This is a genomic window from Lacrimispora sp. (assembly GCF_047605665.1).
Taxonomy (GTDB): Bacteria; Bacillota; Clostridia; order Lachnospirales; family Lachnospiraceae; genus Lacrimispora.
Map to the genome: position 1 here is coordinate 1 of NZ_JASGFH010000035.1, position 17,845 is coordinate 17,845.

The window sequence follows — 17,845 nt, forward strand, 5'->3', positions numbered from 1 at the left end:
TTTACTGCCCATGCTTTCTGGGCATCTTGGTACACCCGCGGGGTGTTTCCTATTTCTTGCCCACGCTCTTTGGGCATCTTGGTATACCCGCAGGGTATTTCCTATTTACTGCCCACGCATTCTGGGCACCTTGGTATACCCGCGGGGTGCTTCCTGTTTCTTTACAGAAGATCAGGAACGCAGCAGAGCCGCGTCCCTGTAAATTATACTTGAGAAAACTTGTAAATCGTGGTTGTCTGATACTCTTCTCCTGCCTTTAAGAAAGGGCATGGAAATTCCGGCTTGTTGACGGCATCAGGGAAATTCTGAGTCTCAAAGCAGTAGCTGCCCCTCTTTCCATAAAGGGTTTTCCCCTTACCTGCCGTTTCCGGCTTCATGGCATTAGCAGTATAGAACTGAATTCCCGGCAGATCTGTATAAACCTCCATCCGAATACCTGTCTTGTCCGATTCCGCAGCAGCAGAAAGGGCCAATTCTCCCGGCTCGTGATTGAGAACCCAGTTGTGGTCATATCCCGCTCCAATGCGCAGAGCCTCGTAATCCTGCTCAATGTCCTGTTCAATGGTCTTCATAACATTAAAATCCATGGGAGTTCCCTTGACCGGAACAAATTCTCCCGTTGGAACCAGTCCTTCGTTGGTTTTCGTGAAGGTGTCTGCGTCAATCCACACTCTCTGCTTCATGGCCCAGCCCCCATCCTGTCCGTCTAAGTTAAAATAGCTGTGGTTGGTGAAGTTAGCCACTGTATCGGCGTCGCAGACCATATGATAAGAAATCACAAGGCTGTTATCCGGAGTCAGAGTATAGGTGATGGTGATGTCCGCATTTCCCGGAAATCCCTGGTCCTTGTCAGGAGAAGAAAGGAAAAAACTGACCCTGGCTCCTAAATCGGTCTCCTCTGCCTGTCCCTCCCAAAGGCGTCTGTGGTAAAGGTCGGGAGCGCTATGTAAATTGCTGGAACCATTATTCGCTTCCAGCTTGTACTCTGTTCCGTTCAGAGAAAATGCTGCACCTCCGATGCGGTTGGAATTGCGTCCGATGGGAGCTCCAAAATGAGGGGGATTGATTAAGTATTCCTCTGCACTGTCAAACCCCAGGATAACATCCGTCTCTTTTCCATCTCTGTCCGGCACATTCATCGTAACCCATACTGCACCCAAATCAGTAAAAGAGGCTGACACTCCATTTTCATTGCTCAGTGTGTACAGGCTGATCTCCCTTCCGTCCGGCATGTTTCCCCAATGCTCTTTCTTATATGCCATGTCTGCTTCCTCCATTTTATTTTTTCATGAAAAGTCCCTCTCCAAAAAGGAGGGGACTTTCTGATTTCATTATGCTTTTGCCTTGATATAGCCCTGGGCAGTTAAAAGTTCTGCGGACAGAACTGCGCCGCCTGCTGCGCCCCGGACTGTGTTGTGGGATAAGCCTACGAACTTATAATCATAAACGCTGTCTTCCCTGATACGTCCTACGGAAATGCCCATGCCCTTTTCATAATCCACGTCAAGGGTGATCTGGGGGCGGTTATCCTCTTCTAAGTACTGCATGAACTGCTTTGGAGCGCTTGGAAGGTCTAATTCCTGTGCAATTCCTTTAAAGCTCACGATGCGGTCAATCAGTTCCTCTTTGGTTGGCTTTTTGCGGAACTTTACAAAAACTGCCGCTGTGTGGCCATTTAGAACCGGAACTCTGAGGCACTGGCAGGTGATGACAGGGCCGCTGGCTTTTACGATTTCTCCGTTTTCAACTTTTCCCCAGAGGCGAAGAGGCTCCTGCTCGCTCTTTTCCTCTTCTCCGCCAATATAAGGGATTAAATTTCCAACCATTTCCGGCCAGTCCTGAAAGTTCTTTCCCGCTCCTGAGATCGCCTGATAAGTGGTAGCCACCACTTCATAGGGCTCGAATTCCTTCCAGGCAGTCAGAACAGGTGCGTAGCTTTGAATGGAACAGTTAGGCTTTACTGCAATAAATCCCCGTTCTGTACCCAGACGCTTTCTCTGGTCCTTGATGACCTCAAAATGCTCTGGATTGATCTCCGGAATCACCATGGGAACGTCGGGAGTCCATCTATGGGCGCTGTTATTGGATACCACCGGAGTCTCTGTTTTGGCATAAGCTTCTTCAATGGCCTTGATCTCTTCTTTTGTCATATCCACGGCGCTGAATACAAAGTCAACACTGGCTGCAACAGCTTCCACTTCATTGACATTCGTCACAACCAGCTTTTTTACTGATTCCGGCATTGGAGTGGTCATTTTCCAGCGGTCGCCTACTGCTTCTTCATATGTCTTTCCTGCGGAACGGGGGCTGGCTGCCACAGTTACCACTTCGTACCATGGATGGTTCTCCAGCAAAGAGATAAATCTCTGCCCTACCATGCCGGTTGCTCCTAAAATACCGACTCTCAATTTCTTTTCCATATTTTTCTCCTCGCTTTTTTCATATTGTAATACGAATCGTTCAGCTAAATTCTTAACTATCCTATAACAAAGTGAAAAAAAAATCAATATTTATTCGCCATAAAAATACATTTGTACGCGCATCAAAGACATTCATTAAAATCTGTACTGCCCGAAAGCACTAAAGGCGCACCTTGCTGCCTTTTCCATCCCGTTTTCCGATTTTCAGCCGATTTAGGTGGACGTCTTTTTCCTTACCTCCCAGAGGGTCCTCTCTCTGCCCTTCAGGCGAATTCACCTTATAACGGATAACCGGGTCTTCACCCAGAAGGTATACCTCTTCCAGCTCTTCTCCCTGGGACAGCTTGATGCCCCTGACACCTCTGGCATTCTTTTTCAGCTCAGGGATTTCTTCTGTTAAAAACCTCAAGAAAATTCCCGATGTCGTCTGAAGCACCACATCGGTCTGACCTTCCAGGGCCTGAATGGAGAGAAGGAGGTCGTCGTCCTGAAGCTTGGTAGCTGCCACTGTTCGGTTATTGGTTTCAAATTCTTCTCCGGGAACCAGCTTGACCAAAGCCTGCTTTGTGGCAAATAAGAACTTCCGCCCTTTTAATCCTGACCCATGACATAAGTATATGATCTCTTCCTTTGTCCCGTCAAACTTGCTCAAATTGTCAATAGGCGTTCCCTTGTCCCGGAGCTTTCCTGCCGGAATATCCAGAATCTTCACCTGATGGAGATTTCCCGTATGGGTGAAAATACAGATTTTATCCGTATTTAAACAGTTTACCACATAAGGATGCTCTGTTTCAATGGTATCTTTATTCCTGTCATAAGAAGCTTTATCAAGAACTTTGCAATATCCAAAACGGTCCATAACAAAGGTGACTTCCGACACAACAACAGCGGTTTCATCGTAAACGGCTTCCTTTCCGTCCTCAATGAGCGTTCTCCTCGGTGTGCCGTATTCTTCTTTGATGTGAGACAGGTCTTTTTTTATCACTTCATCCATATTTTTACGGCTGGAGAGAATCTTTTCATATTCTGCAATTTTAGCCAGAGTCTCCTTATATTCCTTTTCCAACTGGAGAATTTCCAGACCGATCAGCTTATAAAGGCGCATTTCCAGAATGGCAGTGGCCTGTTTTTCTGTAAAATGCAGGGCCTGGGCATCCTTTTCAAAGCCCTTGACCCGGAAATTAATATTGGAAATATCTCCGGTCATCAGGCAGCTTTTTGCATCCTTTAAATTCTTGGAACCTCTTAAGACTGCGATGATTAAATCAATGACATCACAGGCCTTTATCAAGCCTTCCTTGATCTCTTTCTTTTCCAGCTCTTTTTCCAAAAGGGTCTGGTATTTTCTGGTGGCATTTTTATACTGGAAATCCAGGTAATTTTTCAGGATTCCCCTTAAGCTCAAAGTTTCCGGACGTCCGTCTGCAATCGCCAGCATATTGACGCCATAGGTGTCTTCCAGTTTTGTCTTCTTATATAAGATGTTGCGGATTCTTTCCACATCTGCATCCTTGCGCAGTTCCAGCACAATGCGGATTCCGTCTTTATTGGACTGGTTGGAAATGTCCACCACATCGGTAAGCTTTTTGCTCTCTACCAGATCAGCCACATCCACCAGGAATTTGTTGATTCCGGCTCCTACCATTGTATAAGGAATTTCTGTGATCACCAGCTTATCCTTATCCGCCTTCCGTTTTCCAAGCTCCACTTCCATTTTTCCCCGGAGCTTGATCTTTCCTGCACCCGTTTCATAAATGGCAGGCAGATCGCTTTTATTGGCAATGATGCCTCCTGTGGGAAAATCAGGTCCGGGCAGATATTCCATCAATTCCGGAACAGAAATTTCCGGATTGTCTATGTAAGCAAAGACCGCGTCAATGACCTCTCTCAGATTGTGAGCCGGAATGCTGGTGCTCATGCCTACCGCAATGCCCTCTGCCCCGTTGATCAGAAGGTTGGGAACGCGCACGGGAAGAACCTCCGGCTCTTTTTCCGTTTCATCATAGTTGGGGACAAAGTCCACAGTCTTATCTAAATCCTTTAAATAAACTTCCTCGGCAAACTTTTCCAGCCTGGCCTCCGTATAACGCATGGCCGCCGCCCCGTCTCCTTCAATGGAACCGAAGTTTCCGTGACCGTTAACAAGAGGCATTCCCTTTTTAAATACCTGGGACATGACCACCAAGGTCTCGTAAATAGAACTGTCTCCATGGGGGTGATACTTACCCATGGTATCGCCTACAATACGGGCTGATTTCCTGTGAGGCTTGTCGTGGTTCAAGCGAAGCTCGCTCATATCGTATAAGACGCGCCGCTGTACCGGCTTTAGACCGTCTCTGGCATCCGGGATGGCTCTGGCAGTGATTACGCTCATGGAATAATTCATGTAGCTCCTCTGCATTTCCTCGGAATATTCTGTTTTAATGATTTTTTCTGCCATGTTATCCTCTCTTCTTTCCTATGCGTCGATCTCCGCTTCTTCCGCGTGTTCGTAAATAAACTGACGTCTGGGAAGCACGTCGCTGCCCATGAGCATTTCCGTTATTTCAGAAGCCATGCGGGCATCCTCGATTTCCACCTGCTTTAAAACTCTCCGCTCCGGATCAAGGGTGGTTTCCCAAAGCTGTTCCGCGTCCATTTCACCAAGACCTTTATAGCGTTGAAGGGTGAATTCTCCTGTATGGGTCTTTTTGTACCTCTCCAATTCCTTTTCGTCATAGAGGTACTGCTCCTGCCCCCGTTTGGGAATCACCTTAAATAAGGGGGGCATGGCAATGAATACGTGGCCGTTGTAAATCAGCTCCGGCATAAAACGGTATAAAAATGTGAGAAGAAGGGTGTCAATATGGCTTCCATCCACATCGGCATCGGTCATGAGGATGATCTTGTGATACCGAAGCTTGGTGATATCGAAATCATTGCCGTAACCTTCAGAAAATCCGCAGCCAAAGGTGTTGATCATAGTTTTGATCTCCGCATTGGCCAACACCTTGTCCATGGAAGCCTTTTCCACATTTAATATCTTTCCTCTGATGGGAAGGATGGCCTGGTATTTCCGGTTTCTGGCTGTTTTGGCAGAGCCGCCGGCGGAATCTCCCTCTACAATGAATATTTCACAGTTTTCCGCTTCCCGGCTTTCGCAGTTTGCCAGTTTTCCGTTGCTGTCAAAGGAAAATCTGGATTTGGAAAGCATGTTGGTCTTGGCCTTTTCTTCTGCCTTACGGATTTTTGCGGACTTTTCGGCGCATCCGATAACTGATTTCAGCACCTCTAAATTGCGGTCAAAGTAACGCTGCAGCTCATCTCCTGTCACTGTAAACACCGCTTTCGTAGCATCGGCGCTGGCCAGCTTTGTCTTGGTCTGGCCTTCGAAGATAGGATCAGGGTGTTTAACCGCCACTACGGCAGTCAGGCCGCTTCTGGTATCAGCTCCCGTAAAGTTGGTATCCTTTTCCTTTAAAATGCCCAGCTCTCTTGCATAGGTATTGATCATCTGGGTGAACCGGGTCTTAAATCCGGCTAAGTGGGTTCCTCCCTCCTGGGTGAAAATGTTGTTACAAAAGCCCAGGATATTTTCTTCAAAGGTGTCCACAAACTGAAAGGCGATCTCCGCCTCCACTTTATCCACAGTTCCCTTAAAATAGATGGGGTCATGGACTCCATCTTTTCCGGAATTTAATTCCTTTACATAGGCGATGATTCCGTCAGGCTCGTGATAAATGACGGTCTCTTCCTCTCCCTGTCTGTTGTTTTTATAGGTGATATGGAGATTGGGGTTTAAATATGCAGTCTCATGAAGGCGGCTTTTCAGCCACTCCGCTTTAAAACGGGTTCTTTCAAATATCTCCTCATCGGGCAGAAAGTTGATTTCTGTTCCGGTTTCTTTTGTTTTTCCTAACGTGGGAAGCAGGCCATCCACCAGTTCTACCGTTGGTATGCCCCGCTCATATGCGTCGTAATGAATCAGACCATTCTTATGTACTTTAATTTTCATGTTGGCTGATAAAGCGTTTACCACCGAAGAGCCCACACCGTGAAGGCCGCCGCTGGTTTTGTAGGCATCGTTGTCAAACTTGCCTCCAGCATGAAGGGTGGATAAAACCACACGCTCTGCTGACACGCCCTTCTGATGCATTTCCACCGGAATTCCACGGCCAGAGTCCTTTACCGTGCAGGACCCATCCGCTTCCAAAGTGACCCATATCTGGTCACAGTAGCCGGCCAGATGCTCGTCCACCGCATTGTCCACGATTTCGTAAATCAAATGATTCAGTCCCTTTGTCCCAACACTTCCTATATACATGCCCGGACGCTTTCTCACCGCCTCAAGGCCCTCCAAAACGGTAATACTATCCGCATTATACTGTGTTTTTGCCATGATACTCCTCCGCATCCCCAGGGGGGCCTCTCTTTCCCCTGCGGGTAAATTTACCTCATCTGGTATTGTCACGCTCCATTATACAACGTATGTTCGGTTTTTGGCAAGTTGCTGGCCGGTTTTTTTACCAATTTTTGTGAAAAACTATTGATTGTTTGCAGGCTGCTGTGATATAATGTATTGCGTTATAAGTGATATTAAGCAGATATAGTTCATTGGTAGAACATCAGCTTCCCAAGCTGAGGAGGCGGGTCCGATTCCCGTTATCTGCTCTAGCCCTTGTATTTACAAGGAAAAAAGGACTTCCGGAATAATCTGGAATGTCCTCTTTTTTTTGCTTTGACACCACTTATATTTTTTATAGTATTTTCTCTCTCTTTTTTTCCTCTTCTCTTTTTTCGTATCCGATAATATATAGAAATACAAGTCTGCAGCTATTGCAAGGCTGACATGCCTATAATTACCTGCATAACCTTTAACGGTCTACCTTGCACTCGGTCGAAATAATGTTGCCGGACACGTACTGCCTTAAAAAGAGTTACTTTACTCTCTGTCAGCTCTTCTGCTTAACATTACTTGTGCAAAACAAAAAAGAGGGATTAACTCTCTAAAATGTTAATTTCTTTGCCCTATCAGTATTTCCGCAGCATTATAATATATATTTAGAAATTCAAATATTTAGGATATTCCGATGAATCACTAACTATAATCCTTTCTGGAAGCCATCCTCGTTTTAGTCCATACTCAAATAAATCCTTAAAAGATAGGGAGACCTTTTGACCTTTTGAAAAATGATATAAGTTAAATAAATACGCCTGAACAGACAAATTAGACAACGCTCTTCTTATTTCATATTCAAAATTACACATATCTTTTTCATCAATTAATTTATTATTGTGCAGGGAACAAATATATGATAAATACATTAACGTTTTATCAACGTCATGCTCTAAATTCGACTTACAATTATAATGGAATTTTTCATTATACCAGGTATAATCGTAATCAAACATATACATTATCTTTGATATGTCCTGATCTTCTCTGAATTTTTCAATTAACGTATTAATAAACTCCATCCTCTTCAATTTTATGGAGTGTTTCCATTGATGCAAAGAAAAAATTCCACCTATTATAATTGTGATTAGTATAGCAAAATCTACATATTCGCCTCCTTCCAAAGAAATAAACCAATTTATCAATTTAGTAATAAAGTAATCCATAATTTCTCACTTCCCCTTTTATTGTCATTATATCATAAAGATAAGGGATTGGAAGAATCTATTATAAGAAAGCTCCATTTTATACCAACACATTAGTTTAAATTGTATACCGCACTCCTCTATGCAGAAAATTATTATAATATAAGCTGTGACGCTGTAACGGTTGCAGACAGACTTCTTGATAGGTCAACAGAAGATAAATGATGTATAAAAAACAGAATTATTAGAATCTATCTCAGGTCTAAATGAGACTCCAAAAATGTATTCCCATTGGAAAACAGTTGTAAAAAAATATTACATTAACTGATATCAACCTTCCCATAAACACGCAATTTACTCCGGTTCAATTTCCTTTATCTGTTGTTTTCTTTACCCTAGCAAACGCAAAAGATCCTTTCGAATACCGGGCTTCTTAATATTGGGTTTTGAGATAAAAAAGAGCCGGCAAACTGCCAGCTCTGAAATCACTATGCGACCTTGGAATAATCCATCACAGCCACTTCCTGCATTAATTTCTTTGCAGAATTGACCATATTTTCCAAACGCTCAGCAACATCGTCAGTATAATATTTTTCGCCACATTGCTCGCATTCTTCACAAGGTACGTTTTTAATCACAATAATACAGCCCTTATAATTTACAACATGTGTTGTAGTACTTGGTTTTACCGTGTCGCATTTGCAAAACATGCACATAATTAACGCCCCTTTCTGGTCTTTAAATCATCTTCAAATTTTACCGTATTGGGATAATACGCAGTAATAATGTATATATTTTCGTCATCTGTTCCAACAACTATATGGATAGCCATATTATTTACATTATATCCAAAAATCAGACAACTGGGATGAGGAAAATCATCTGGATAATTCTCAATAATTTCACCATTCAAAACACAATTTTTAATATCTGCCCGGCTTATATCCCGCTCCTGCATTCGTTCTAAACAGTGTGCAGACCATCTGATTTTTCCATCGTTCAATAATGTTTTTAGAATATCTAAATCCATGCTCTGCATCCCCTTTTATTTGTTACTTTATTTTATCACACATATCATGGAATATCCAATCTAATTGTCACTAATTTTAGGAATTAAAGCTGAAAAAGAAAAATCACCCACAAAGCACCGCCGGCTCTGTCTGCCGCGTCTCCCCCTTCACAACCTCCTGTATCTTCAGTTCCTTCAGCGGAAACGGCTTATAATAATAATACCCCTGTATACTGTCGCACTCAGAGCGTTCCAACAGCCTTACATGTTCTTCTGTCTCAGCGCCCTCGCAGACAACCGAAATTCCCAAGCCTTTTATCAGGCCAATGAGCTGGAGAAACGTGCGCGGTTCTTTTTCATCTGCATTCTTATCCAAAAAAGCGCGGTCAAATTTGATTTCATCAAAGGGAAGGGACTGGATTGCCTTTAAAGAAGAATATCCGTTTCCAAAATCATCCATTGACACTTTATACCCCAGCTCATGAATTCTGCGGATAAAGGTATGGGAATCGTCAATATCCTGAATATAAGCGCTTTCCGTCAATTCGAACACAATCAGCCTGGAAGAAACGGGATACCTGTTTCCAAGCTCCTTTAGCCGGGCAATAAACCGGTCTATTTCCAGCAGATGCACCCTGGAAACATTGACGGATATGGGAACGTTCTTTTCCCGAAAGCTCTCATTTCCGCTTAAATAGGCAAATACCCTTTCATACACATAAAAATCCAGTTCCACAATATCTCCGGTCTGCTCCAGAATCGGGATGAATTCGCCTGGGTAGACAAAAGCTCCATCAGCCCTCTTCCAGCGCACCAGCGCTTCCACTCCGCAGATATTCTTATTCCCGCAGGAAACCTGAGGCTGGACATAGACTTCAAATTCATTCTGTTCCAGGGCATTTTGGAAGGAATGGATAATATCCGAACGCTTCTTTGCCGCCTGCCCCAGCGCTTCGCAGTATACGGCAATATCCTGGTGGGAAGTCTTGGAAGACTTATGGGCATAATGGGCATTGTTGATCATTGTTTCCACAGTTTCGCATGGATCTGAAATAAAATAAATCCCGCTTTTTACAATAAACCGGGCACCTTTGTAAGCTTCGTTTGCAAGGCGGGAAAACTGCTTGTTCCAGTTCTGGATCATTTCCATCCCCTCTTCTCTGGACATCCCTGAAATATCCGCAAGATAGGTGAAATTGTCAGAATACAGACGGTGGGCACAAAGGCAAAAAGTCTGGCTGTTCAATTCCGCTGCCAAACGTTTTAAAATATTGTCCCCTTCCCTGCGTCCGTATATATCATTGACGTATCCGAAATTATTGATATCCAGGCATACGATTGCCAGATGGGCGTCACTGCCGGAAAACTGGAGAACCTTCCTGACAATGCTCATAAATGCCTTATAACCGTACAGCTCCGTCAGCTCATCACGGTCAGACAGCACATTTTTCTTCATGTCAAGTATCTTGCTGATCTGTCCCGTTTCATCCATATCCAGAGACTTGATCATCTTTTTGTTTTCATACATCTTTTTATCCGCTTCCTTCAGCAGATCGTCCATCAGATAGTAGTGCTCCCTTGTGCTGACCGCATAGCCGCTGGCATAGCTGAGCCGTATAGTTCTTCCATTGTTAAAACGGTCTGTCAGTTCACGGACCCGGTCAAGATAATCTTCTATCAGCCCCTCATCACAATTTTCAATGATGGTGACAAATTCATCTCCCCCAAACCGGCCGAGAAAGTATTTCTCATCAGATGCCTGGCGCAGAATGGAAACGAAATTTTGAATCAGCTTGTCCCCTTGTTCATGTCCGTAAAAATCATTTACTTTTTTTAGGTTATTTAAATCAAAAAGGGCAAATCCAATCTTTAAGGTGCTGTCATTGCAGTCCAGCATCGTCATCCGCTCAAGGCAGGCGTGTTTGTTCATAATACCTGTAATATCGGTGTATGCCTTCCGTTTCAGTCCCCTGTTGATCTCTTCTTTGGAAAACAGCAGAGAAACCGCCATAATGGAAAGAAGAATAGAAGCGCCGTAAGTAAGGCGGATTCGGGAATAGGGCATACCGGAGCTTATAACCAGATTCCTGTCTGTCAGTCCATATATCTGTATCACAAGAATCAGCGCAATGACCATTGCACATGAATAAAGCAAAAAAGTGGTGTATCTGTTTTTCATATTACCTCCTGCCGGACAATAATCCGCTTTGCCATATCTTCACTGATTCCGATTCTTGACCCCTTGATGCTAATGAGAAAGTAATTATTGAATTTAGACACAAGCACAAGTTCCGCTCCTGTAAGAAAACCCAAAGACTCCATGCGGTGCCGGAGTTTTTCATTTCCCGCCAGGCGGACAATCGTATAGAGTACTCCTAATTCAGCTAAGAACAAAGGCATATTATCCCTCCATTAAGCCAACAGTTAGATCAAGCTAACTGGCGTTACTATGATACCATATAATTCCATATAACACAAGTATAAATTGATTCATTTAAACAGGTCTGCAAGCAAAAAAATGCGTCTTAACCAGGCTGTAAAAAGCCGTTTAAGACGCATTTTCATATCATTGACAGATTGGGGGATAAATGACAGGCCTTTCTATACGCTCCATCCAAGACTTTCCTGCTGAATGGTGAACAGCTTATGATACAATCCCTTCTGCTCAAGAAGCTGGTCATGGGTGCCTTCTTCCACAATCCGGCCCTTATCCAGCACGATGATTTTATCAGCTTCCGTCACTGTCCGCAGGCGGTGGGCAATTACAAGAACCGTTTTGTTTTCAATCAGCGCACCGATGGCCTGTTGAATCAGCGCTTCATTTTCCGGATCAAGGGAGGCGGTGGCCTCATCCAAAAGCACGATGGGAGCATCTTTTAACAAAGCTCTGGCAATGGACAGTCTCTGCCGCTCTCCTCCCGACAAGGTGGAGCCGTTTTCTCCCAGCACAGTCTCATATCCACCTGGCAGCTTATTAATAAATTCTTCACAGCAGGCCGCCTTTGCAGCCGCATATATCTGAGCCTCTCCAGCATTTTCATTGCCAATGGCAATGTTGTTGTAAACCGTATCATGAAAAAGTGTCACATCCTGGAACACAAAGGATATATAGCTCATTAAGTGCTCCGGATCAAGAGTCCGGATATCCACGCCTCCAATGGTAATCTTTCCGCCGTTCACATCCCAAAACCGGCCAATCAGACGGGAAACCGTACTCTTTCCGCTTCCGGATGGCCCTACCAGCGCGGTGATGCCCCCTGCCGGAATATCCACAGTCATATCCTGAATGGTTTCTTCACCCTGATTGTAATGGAAATCCACCCGGTCAAGGGCGATCTCATAGGAGGAAATTTCCTCATCCGTCCGCCCTTCCATGGTCTGGGTTTCATAAAGCCTGCGCATACGGCCCAGGGCGATCTGATGATATAACAGCTCCGGCAGAAGCACCAGCTCTGTTAAAATAGGGCCGTAAATGCGGGTGACAATGAGCAGAAACATCAGCATGGTTACGATCTCCAGCCTGCCGCTGCCAAGAAGAACGGCTCCTGCCAGCACGGTCAAACCCACTCCAGCCTGCAGTATCACCTGCGCACCTGTCACAAATACACCTGTCCCAAACTCAAACTGAATGGCAAGATTACGCATGGTACGCAGGGCATTTTCCAGCATTTCAAACTTTTCCCCGTCTAAATTGCAGGCTTTAATCACCTTGATTCCTTCAATATACTCCTGCACCTGCCCGGAGGCCTCCAGCTTGGCATCGGCGTGTTTTTGTCCCAGCTTTTTCTGGACTTTGCGGCTTCCCAGTACAATGAAAAGAGAGATGGGAAGGGTGATAAAAGCGGCCAGGGCCATGCGCCAATCGAAAAATGCCAATAATGCGCATATGATAGTGACAGAAATGCCGTTAGCTGCCAACTGGGGGATGACATGGCTCAGCACATGCTCCTGAATAGCCACATCTCCCATAACATTCGTAGTCAGTTCCGTTAAGTCCTTAGAGTTAAACACGCTCATAGGCAGCCTGCGGATATGTTCAGCCAGTGCAATGCGGGACTTTTCACTTTCCATATAGGAAACCACATACGTTTTCCGATAGTCATTTTTGCTGCACAAAAATACTGCGCCTGCGCCAAGAAGGCCGCATCCAAAGAGAAGCCACATTTTCTGCCAGGAAACATCTCCTCCGCTCAAAGGCTTTAACAGTTCTAAAATCATCTGGACCATAATGCCAAAGGGGATCATCATGGAAAAATTCGTCAGAGTGCAGGCGGCAATGGCCGCTTTTAAATCCCTGTATCCTTTGTCAGACAGCATGAGAGCTGCCTGAAGGCGGGGCTGTTTGGTCGGTTCATGCATGAGATTCCACTCTCCCTTCCCGTTTGATCTGCCAACTGGCAGTTTCATTGTATGTGCTCCACATGGCGCTGTAGCGTCCTCCCCGGCTGACTAAGTCATCGTGGCTGCCCTCTTCTGCAACACGTCCGTTTTCAATCACGACGATCTTATCAGCGCTTCGGATGGTGGAAAGGCGGTGGGCAATGATGACCACTGTTTTTCCTGTCATCAGCGTTTCAAAGGCCTTTTGTATCAGATGCTCATTTTCCGGGTCGGCAAAAGCCGTCGCCTCATCAAGCACCACCACAGGCGCATCCTTTATGATAGCACGGGCAATGGCAATGCGCTGTTTTTCCCCTCCGCTTAAATGCACACCCTTTGTTCCGATCACAGTATCGTACCCCCTCGGCAGCTTCATAATAAAGTCGTGGCACCGGGCTGCTTTGGCAGCGGCAATGACCTGCTCCTCTGTGGCTTCTCCATTTCCCATGCGGATATTGTCCCTCACGCTCTGCTTAAACAGAAATACGTCCTGGAAAACAAAGCTGACCTTTTCCATGAGACTGGAGGAAGGAATATCCCGCAAATCCACATCTCCCAGCAAAATTGACCCATTTGCCACATCAAAAAATCTGGGAATCAGGTGGGCAATGGTGCTCTTTCCCCCTCCTGACGGTCCCACAATGGCAGTGACCTGCCCCTGTTTTGCGGTAAAGGAAATTCCGCTGAGAGCTTCTGTCTCCCCCTTATCATAGGAAAAGGTCACATCTTTAAATTCTATACCGTGGCCTTTTGGCATCTGAGGCGACTGAGGCTGAGCCAGCTCCTCCTCTGAGAGAATGCGGTCCATTGCCGCCACACCGCCTAAAATCTGCATGCTGTTGGAATTGACATACATCACCTTCATCAGAATCGATGCAATGGAAGGAACGAAAATCAGGTAGAAAATCAAAGTAGCAGCAAACTTCGGATAATCTGTCGTTCTCATCCCCACAAAAATCCCCACCGGTATGATAAAGAGGTAGATATTATTGATCAGGGTGGAAAATGAAGTAAAGGTATTTTCCCAGCTAAAGGTATAAGGAAGGACCATGTTGGTGTAGGCCTTTATGGTATTGTGAAGCCGCCGGAAGGAATAGACCGTCTGCCCAAATGCCTTGACCACGGAAATTCCCCTTATGTATTCCACCGTGGCATTGTTCATATCCTCCAGGGCGGTCTGATACTGTGACATCATTGTCCGGGACGCTTCATTGCCGTACATGGACATTTGCAGGATAAAGGCAATCACAACGCCTAAAAGAGCTCCGATGCCAAAGCGCCAGTCAACTGCCAGCAAAATTACAGTCATGACCACCGGTGCCACAAAAGCAGCCGCCATATCCGGAAGCTGATGGGCGATGAACCCCTCGACCTTTTCGATGTTCTCATCCATGATCTTGCGCAGCTTGCCGCTTCCGATCACCACATGAAGGCCTAAAGGCACCTTTGCCAGATGAGAGGCAAAATTCACCTTCAGCTCATACAGGGTGCCAAATGCTGCCAGATGAGAGCACACCAGAGCTCCGAAATAGAGCAAAATGTTGAGAGCCACCCCTCCAAAAGCCAGCCAGCCGTACCGAATCATTGTTCCGGTATCCAGCCCGCTTTTATCAGGCCACACACTTAAAACCTCACGGATCACCAGATAAATGGCAATATGAGGGATAAAGCTGGCAACAGAAGCCAGGGAAGATAACACCACTGCTCCGGCTACCAACGGCTTTTTCGTGGCAGCAAGCTCCAGAAGCCGGGCCATACCGGTCTTATAAGGCTTTGCTGAAGAAGATTTTTCAGTTTCCATATTTTCCTCCTTTTAGTTAGTTTTGTCTAACCATTATTTATTATAAAAAGGACTCTCGTCCTTTTTATTTCATGAAAACCTTATTTCGCACCGAACAAATGAATCCATCCGGCCTTGTAAAAATCCACAATATGACTGACATACTGCTTTGCATCTTCCTGCTCCATGTTATGGGCAACCGTTTCAAAAATGGCAGAAAAAAAGCCGCGGGACAGGATGTGCACCAGAGTCGGGGAAAAGGGCTCCACCGCATATCCATTCTGGCGCAGGATTTCGGCATATTTAAAAGTGGATTCATCCTCTTTTTCCACCAGAAATTCGATGTAATCCTCATAGGCTGACCCTGCAGAACAGCAGATCAGCAGGCGGAATGAATCGAAATTCTCGTAAATATAGTCCATCATACCGTTTAAGGCGTCAGAAGACGTCTGAAAGGTGAGATCAATGGGAGTATATTCGTATCTGTCATGGACATATAAAAACTGTCTGGTTAATTCAGCGGCAGCAGGTTCTACCAGCGCTGTAAACAATGCATTCTTATCAGAATAATACCCATAAATAGCGCCGGTGGTCACTCCGGCCTTAGCAGCAATATTGCGCAGAGAAGCTTCTGCAAATCCCTTTATCATAAACTCCTCTTTGCCCGCCGACAGGATGCGTTCCTGTGTGCTGACTTCATCCGCTGGCATAAATCCTCCTTTGTAACACCGTAATATAACACTGTTATAATACTCTCCGGTTCCTGGTTTGTCAAGTAAAAAACAACCTTTGTGTTAAAAATCTAATATATCACTCGAAATCCACTTTCTTCTTTAACAGGAATATCGGCTGAACAAATATCGTCTATTACAATGAAGCTCTCCTGCCTCAAATGCCCCAACAGCCGCCTGATGCCCTCCTCAGTTCCCTGCACCTCCATCTCAACTCTGCCGTCATCCAGATTCTTCACCCAGCCCGTCAGTCCAAGACCAACAGCAAAATGCTGGGTCCTGAAGCGGAATCCCACTCCCTGAACCCGGCCGCTCACATAAATATGTCTTCTTATCTTTTCCCATTTCTCCATATACTTCACCTCTGTTGTTTTTTTTCACGAAAGGGTTGATTTTTCGCCCTCTAACTGTTATAATATCAAAGGTTTAGCGGCTATGTCAATTTCTGGATTACTTTCATAGCGCACACCGTTTTCGAATATTATTTTTCTCATATTTGCTACTGTGGCTCAGGTGGTAGAGCAGCTGATTCGTAATCAGCAGGTCAGGGGTTCGAGTCCCCTCAGTAGCTTTAATAGAATCTCTGTCAATATAAGCTCCCCAGTAATACCTATTTATCAAAGAAGAAAAGAGGCCGGTAAAATACACCTGCCAATAAGGATGTTTTCAGTTTTTGAGAAAAGCCGTAGGATTTTAAGTCCTACGGCTTTTTTCTTGTCCTAAACCCTGAATTCCTGTTTCTTGGTCTCATAGCTGCCAATCAATGCCTTGAACTGTGTTTCAGATAGGTTCTCTAATGGCAACTGCTCAAAGGATTTACAAAACAGCTTATCTAAGTCACCAATTGCGTTTCTGAGCCTTTTCCAGTTGGTACGGCCTTCTCTGCCGTAAATTGATAGTAACAGGTCCAGTGAGGTTTGTCGAGCTGGGATGTGAATGTCACGGATTAAAAAGTTATTGCTTTGACCGTTCAAAGCAAAACAAACGAATGGGATGGCGGAGCTCATTTAACCTCCCCTTAAACCATTTAAATGAACTGGCGCAAACTAAAAGAATAGGGATAACAGATTGAAACCATGCGGATATTCGTATATAATATATCATGTCTTTTAATATCCACGCAGAGGTGAAAGGGGTGAGTCGTTTGCAGGGATATATCTCAGCGCGGGAAGTTTCCTGCAAATGGGGAGTATCGGAACGACGCGTACATCAATACTACCAAACCGGACGCATTCCGGGGGGGCCTCCTCCGATGCCCAAAAGCCTACTGATCCCCGAAAAGAAAATACCAGAAGGAAGTGACCGCTATGCTGCGTATTGCTATCTGTGACGACCAGCCAAGAGAGCTGGACATCATCAGCGAATACATAAAAGAATATCTTAACATCCATCTATGGGAAGCGGAGATTAAGGAATTTTCTCATCCGGATAAATTGCTGACCGCCATTGAAACCGAGAGCTTTCATCTCTACCTGCTGGATATTGTCATGCCTATGGTCAGCAGACTGGAGCTGGGGCAGAGCATCCGCCGTATCAGCCAGGAGGCACAGATCGTCTACATCACCACCGAGCCGGGCTATGCGCTGGATGCCTATGCGGTCAATCCGCTGCATTACCTGATCAAACCTGTAGAAAAGCAGGCTCTGTTTTCCGCACTGGAGCTGGCCTTTTCCAAGGTGGATTTCGGCAAAGAAATTACCGTTACTGTGAAAATCAAAGAGGGCCTGCGCACCCTGTCCGCAGGTCAAATTGCATGCTGCGAGTATAAAAACCACGCTGTGCACTATACACTTACCGGCGGCGAACAGGTGAAAACAACAACGCTTGCTTGCGGCTTTGCCGAGCATATCGCGCCGCTCCTGCGCGACGCGCGCTTTCTTTCCCCCCATGTTTCCTTTGCGCTCAATATGAGCCGTGTGGAAAAGCTGGCACACGAGGGCTTTTA

General features: G+C 45.3%; 15 protein-coding genes and 2 tRNA genes. 3 read left to right on the plus strand and 14 right to left on the minus strand.

The genetic code is table 11. The features are described from left to right. Positions 1–203: 203 nt before the first annotated feature. The 4 genes from QM657_RS19295 to QM657_RS19310 form a co-directional block, all read right to left on the minus strand. On the minus strand, positions 204–1,262 hold the full coding sequence (locus tag QM657_RS19295; protein ID WP_415068333.1) for an aldose epimerase family protein: 1,059 nt from the start codon (positions 1,260–1,262) through the stop codon (positions 204–206). A gap of 69 nt (positions 1,263–1,331) precedes the next feature. Further along, a complete protein-coding gene (gene asd / locus QM657_RS19300; RefSeq protein ID WP_415068334.1) occupies positions 1,332–2,420 on the minus strand; it encodes an aspartate-semialdehyde dehydrogenase in 1,089 nt (362 codons plus the stop codon). Between the two features lie 160 nt (positions 2,421–2,580). Then, positions 2,581–4,860, minus strand: coding sequence for a DNA gyrase/topoisomerase IV subunit A (locus tag QM657_RS19305; protein WP_415068335.1), 2,280 nt, complete (start codon positions 4,858–4,860; stop codon positions 2,581–2,583). Between the two features lie 18 nt (positions 4,861–4,878). Next, positions 4,879–6,798: a DNA gyrase/topoisomerase IV subunit B gene (locus tag QM657_RS19310; protein ID WP_415068336.1), complete on the minus strand. Its 1,920-nt coding sequence runs from the start codon at positions 6,796–6,798 to the stop codon at positions 4,879–4,881. A 201-nt stretch (positions 6,799–6,999) separates the two neighbouring features. Here QM657_RS19310 and QM657_RS19315 point away from each other — a divergent pair. After that, positions 7,000–7,070 (plus strand) — tRNA-Gly (locus QM657_RS19315). Between the two features lie 390 nt (positions 7,071–7,460). Here the strand turns inward: QM657_RS19315 and QM657_RS19320 are convergent. From QM657_RS19320 to QM657_RS19360, 9 genes are all read right to left on the minus strand, one after another. After that, positions 7,461–8,021 (minus strand): hypothetical protein, encoded by a 561-nt coding sequence (locus tag QM657_RS19320; RefSeq protein ID WP_415068337.1) that lies wholly within the window; start codon positions 8,019–8,021, stop codon positions 7,461–7,463. 467 nt (positions 8,022–8,488) lie between these two features. Then, the gene (locus QM657_RS19325) at positions 8,489–8,716 is read right to left on the minus strand and encodes a type II toxin-antitoxin system MqsA family antitoxin (RefSeq protein WP_415068338.1); all 228 of its coding nucleotides are present in this window, start codon (positions 8,714–8,716) and stop codon (positions 8,489–8,491) included. Between the two features lie 2 nt (positions 8,717–8,718). Further along, on the minus strand, positions 8,719–9,030 hold the full coding sequence (locus QM657_RS19330) for a DUF4258 domain-containing protein (protein ID WP_415068339.1): 312 nt from the start codon (positions 9,028–9,030) through the stop codon (positions 8,719–8,721). A gap of 103 nt (positions 9,031–9,133) precedes the next feature. Further along, complete coding sequence (locus tag QM657_RS19335) at positions 9,134–11,188, minus strand: EAL domain-containing protein (protein ID WP_415068340.1); 2,055 nt, start codon at positions 11,186–11,188, stop codon at positions 9,134–9,136. Further along, entirely contained in the window at positions 11,185–11,409 is a 225-nt protein-coding gene (locus QM657_RS19340) for a FeoA family protein (RefSeq protein ID WP_415068341.1), read from the minus strand. The genes QM657_RS19335 and QM657_RS19340 overlap by 4 nt, the downstream gene beginning before the upstream one ends. Before the next feature lie 201 nt (positions 11,410–11,610). Beyond that, complete coding sequence (locus QM657_RS19345; RefSeq protein ID WP_415068347.1) at positions 11,611–13,368, minus strand: ABC transporter ATP-binding protein; 1,758 nt, start codon at positions 13,366–13,368, stop codon at positions 11,611–11,613. Continuing rightward, entirely contained in the window at positions 13,361–15,190 is a 1,830-nt protein-coding gene (locus tag QM657_RS19350; RefSeq protein ID WP_415068342.1) for an ABC transporter ATP-binding protein, read from the minus strand. Before QM657_RS19350 ends, QM657_RS19345 begins: the two co-directional genes overlap by 8 nt. 80 nt (positions 15,191–15,270) lie before the next feature. Then, positions 15,271–15,879, minus strand: coding sequence for a TetR/AcrR family transcriptional regulator (locus QM657_RS19355; RefSeq protein ID WP_415068343.1), 609 nt, complete (start codon positions 15,877–15,879; stop codon positions 15,271–15,273). Positions 15,880–15,971: 92 nt separating this feature from the next. Next, positions 15,972–16,253 carry an acylphosphatase gene (locus tag QM657_RS19360; RefSeq protein WP_415068344.1) on the minus strand — a complete coding sequence of 94 codons (282 nt, stop codon included), beginning with the start codon at positions 16,251–16,253 and terminating at the stop codon, positions 15,972–15,974. A gap of 145 nt (positions 16,254–16,398) precedes the next feature. Between QM657_RS19360 and QM657_RS19365 the strand changes: the two genes are divergently transcribed. Beyond that, positions 16,399–16,471: transfer RNA gene (locus QM657_RS19365), tRNA-Thr, on the plus strand. Positions 16,472–16,619: 148 nt separating this feature from the next. Here QM657_RS19365 and QM657_RS19370 read toward each other — a convergent pair. Continuing rightward, the gene (locus tag QM657_RS19370; RefSeq protein WP_415068345.1) at positions 16,620–16,907 is read right to left on the minus strand and encodes a hypothetical protein; all 288 of its coding nucleotides are present in this window, start codon (positions 16,905–16,907) and stop codon (positions 16,620–16,622) included. A gap of 300 nt (positions 16,908–17,207) precedes the next feature. Here QM657_RS19370 and QM657_RS19375 point away from each other — a divergent pair. Then, positions 17,208–17,845, plus strand: a 638-nt coding sequence (locus QM657_RS19375) for a LytR/AlgR family response regulator transcription factor (RefSeq protein ID WP_415068346.1), incomplete at its 3' end; no start/stop codon positions are given.

Bases quoted from the DNA above. Each gene is read 5' to 3' on its own strand.
- asd (WP_415068334.1), bottom strand. From the start codon at position 2,420: ATGGAAAAGAAATTGAGAGTCGGTATTTTAGGAGCAACCGGCATGGTA.
- QM657_RS19305 (WP_415068335.1), bottom strand. From the start codon at position 4,860: ATGGCAGAAAAAATCATTAAAACAGAATATTCCGAGGAAATGCAGAGG.
- QM657_RS19340 (WP_415068341.1), bottom strand. From the start codon at position 11,409: ATGCCTTTGTTCTTAGCTGAATTAGGAGTACTCTATACGATTGTCCGC.
- QM657_RS19345 (WP_415068347.1), bottom strand. From the start codon at position 13,368: ATGCATGAACCGACCAAACAGCCCCGCCTTCAGGCAGCTCTCATGCTG.
- QM657_RS19320 (WP_415068337.1), bottom strand. From the start codon at position 8,021: ATGGATTACTTTATTACTAAATTGATAAATTGGTTTATTTCTTTGGAA.
- QM657_RS19350 (WP_415068342.1), bottom strand. From the start codon at position 15,190: ATGGAAACTGAAAAATCTTCTTCAGCAAAGCCTTATAAGACCGGTATG.
- QM657_RS19370 (WP_415068345.1), bottom strand. From the start codon at position 16,907: ATGAGCTCCGCCATCCCATTCGTTTGTTTTGCTTTGAACGGTCAAAGC.
- QM657_RS19360 (WP_415068344.1), bottom strand. From the start codon at position 16,253: ATGGAGAAATGGGAAAAGATAAGAAGACATATTTATGTGAGCGGCCGG.
- QM657_RS19355 (WP_415068343.1), bottom strand. From the start codon at position 15,879: ATGCCAGCGGATGAAGTCAGCACACAGGAACGCATCCTGTCGGCGGGC.
- QM657_RS19295 (WP_415068333.1), bottom strand. From the start codon at position 1,262: ATGGCATATAAGAAAGAGCATTGGGGAAACATGCCGGACGGAAGGGAG.
- QM657_RS19310 (WP_415068336.1), bottom strand. From the start codon at position 6,798: ATGGCAAAAACACAGTATAATGCGGATAGTATTACCGTTTTGGAGGGC.
- QM657_RS19335 (WP_415068340.1), bottom strand. From the start codon at position 11,188: ATGAAAAACAGATACACCACTTTTTTGCTTTATTCATGTGCAATGGTC.
- QM657_RS19330 (WP_415068339.1), bottom strand. From the start codon at position 9,030: ATGGATTTAGATATTCTAAAAACATTATTGAACGATGGAAAAATCAGA.
- QM657_RS19325 (WP_415068338.1), bottom strand. From the start codon at position 8,716: ATGTGCATGTTTTGCAAATGCGACACGGTAAAACCAAGTACTACAACA.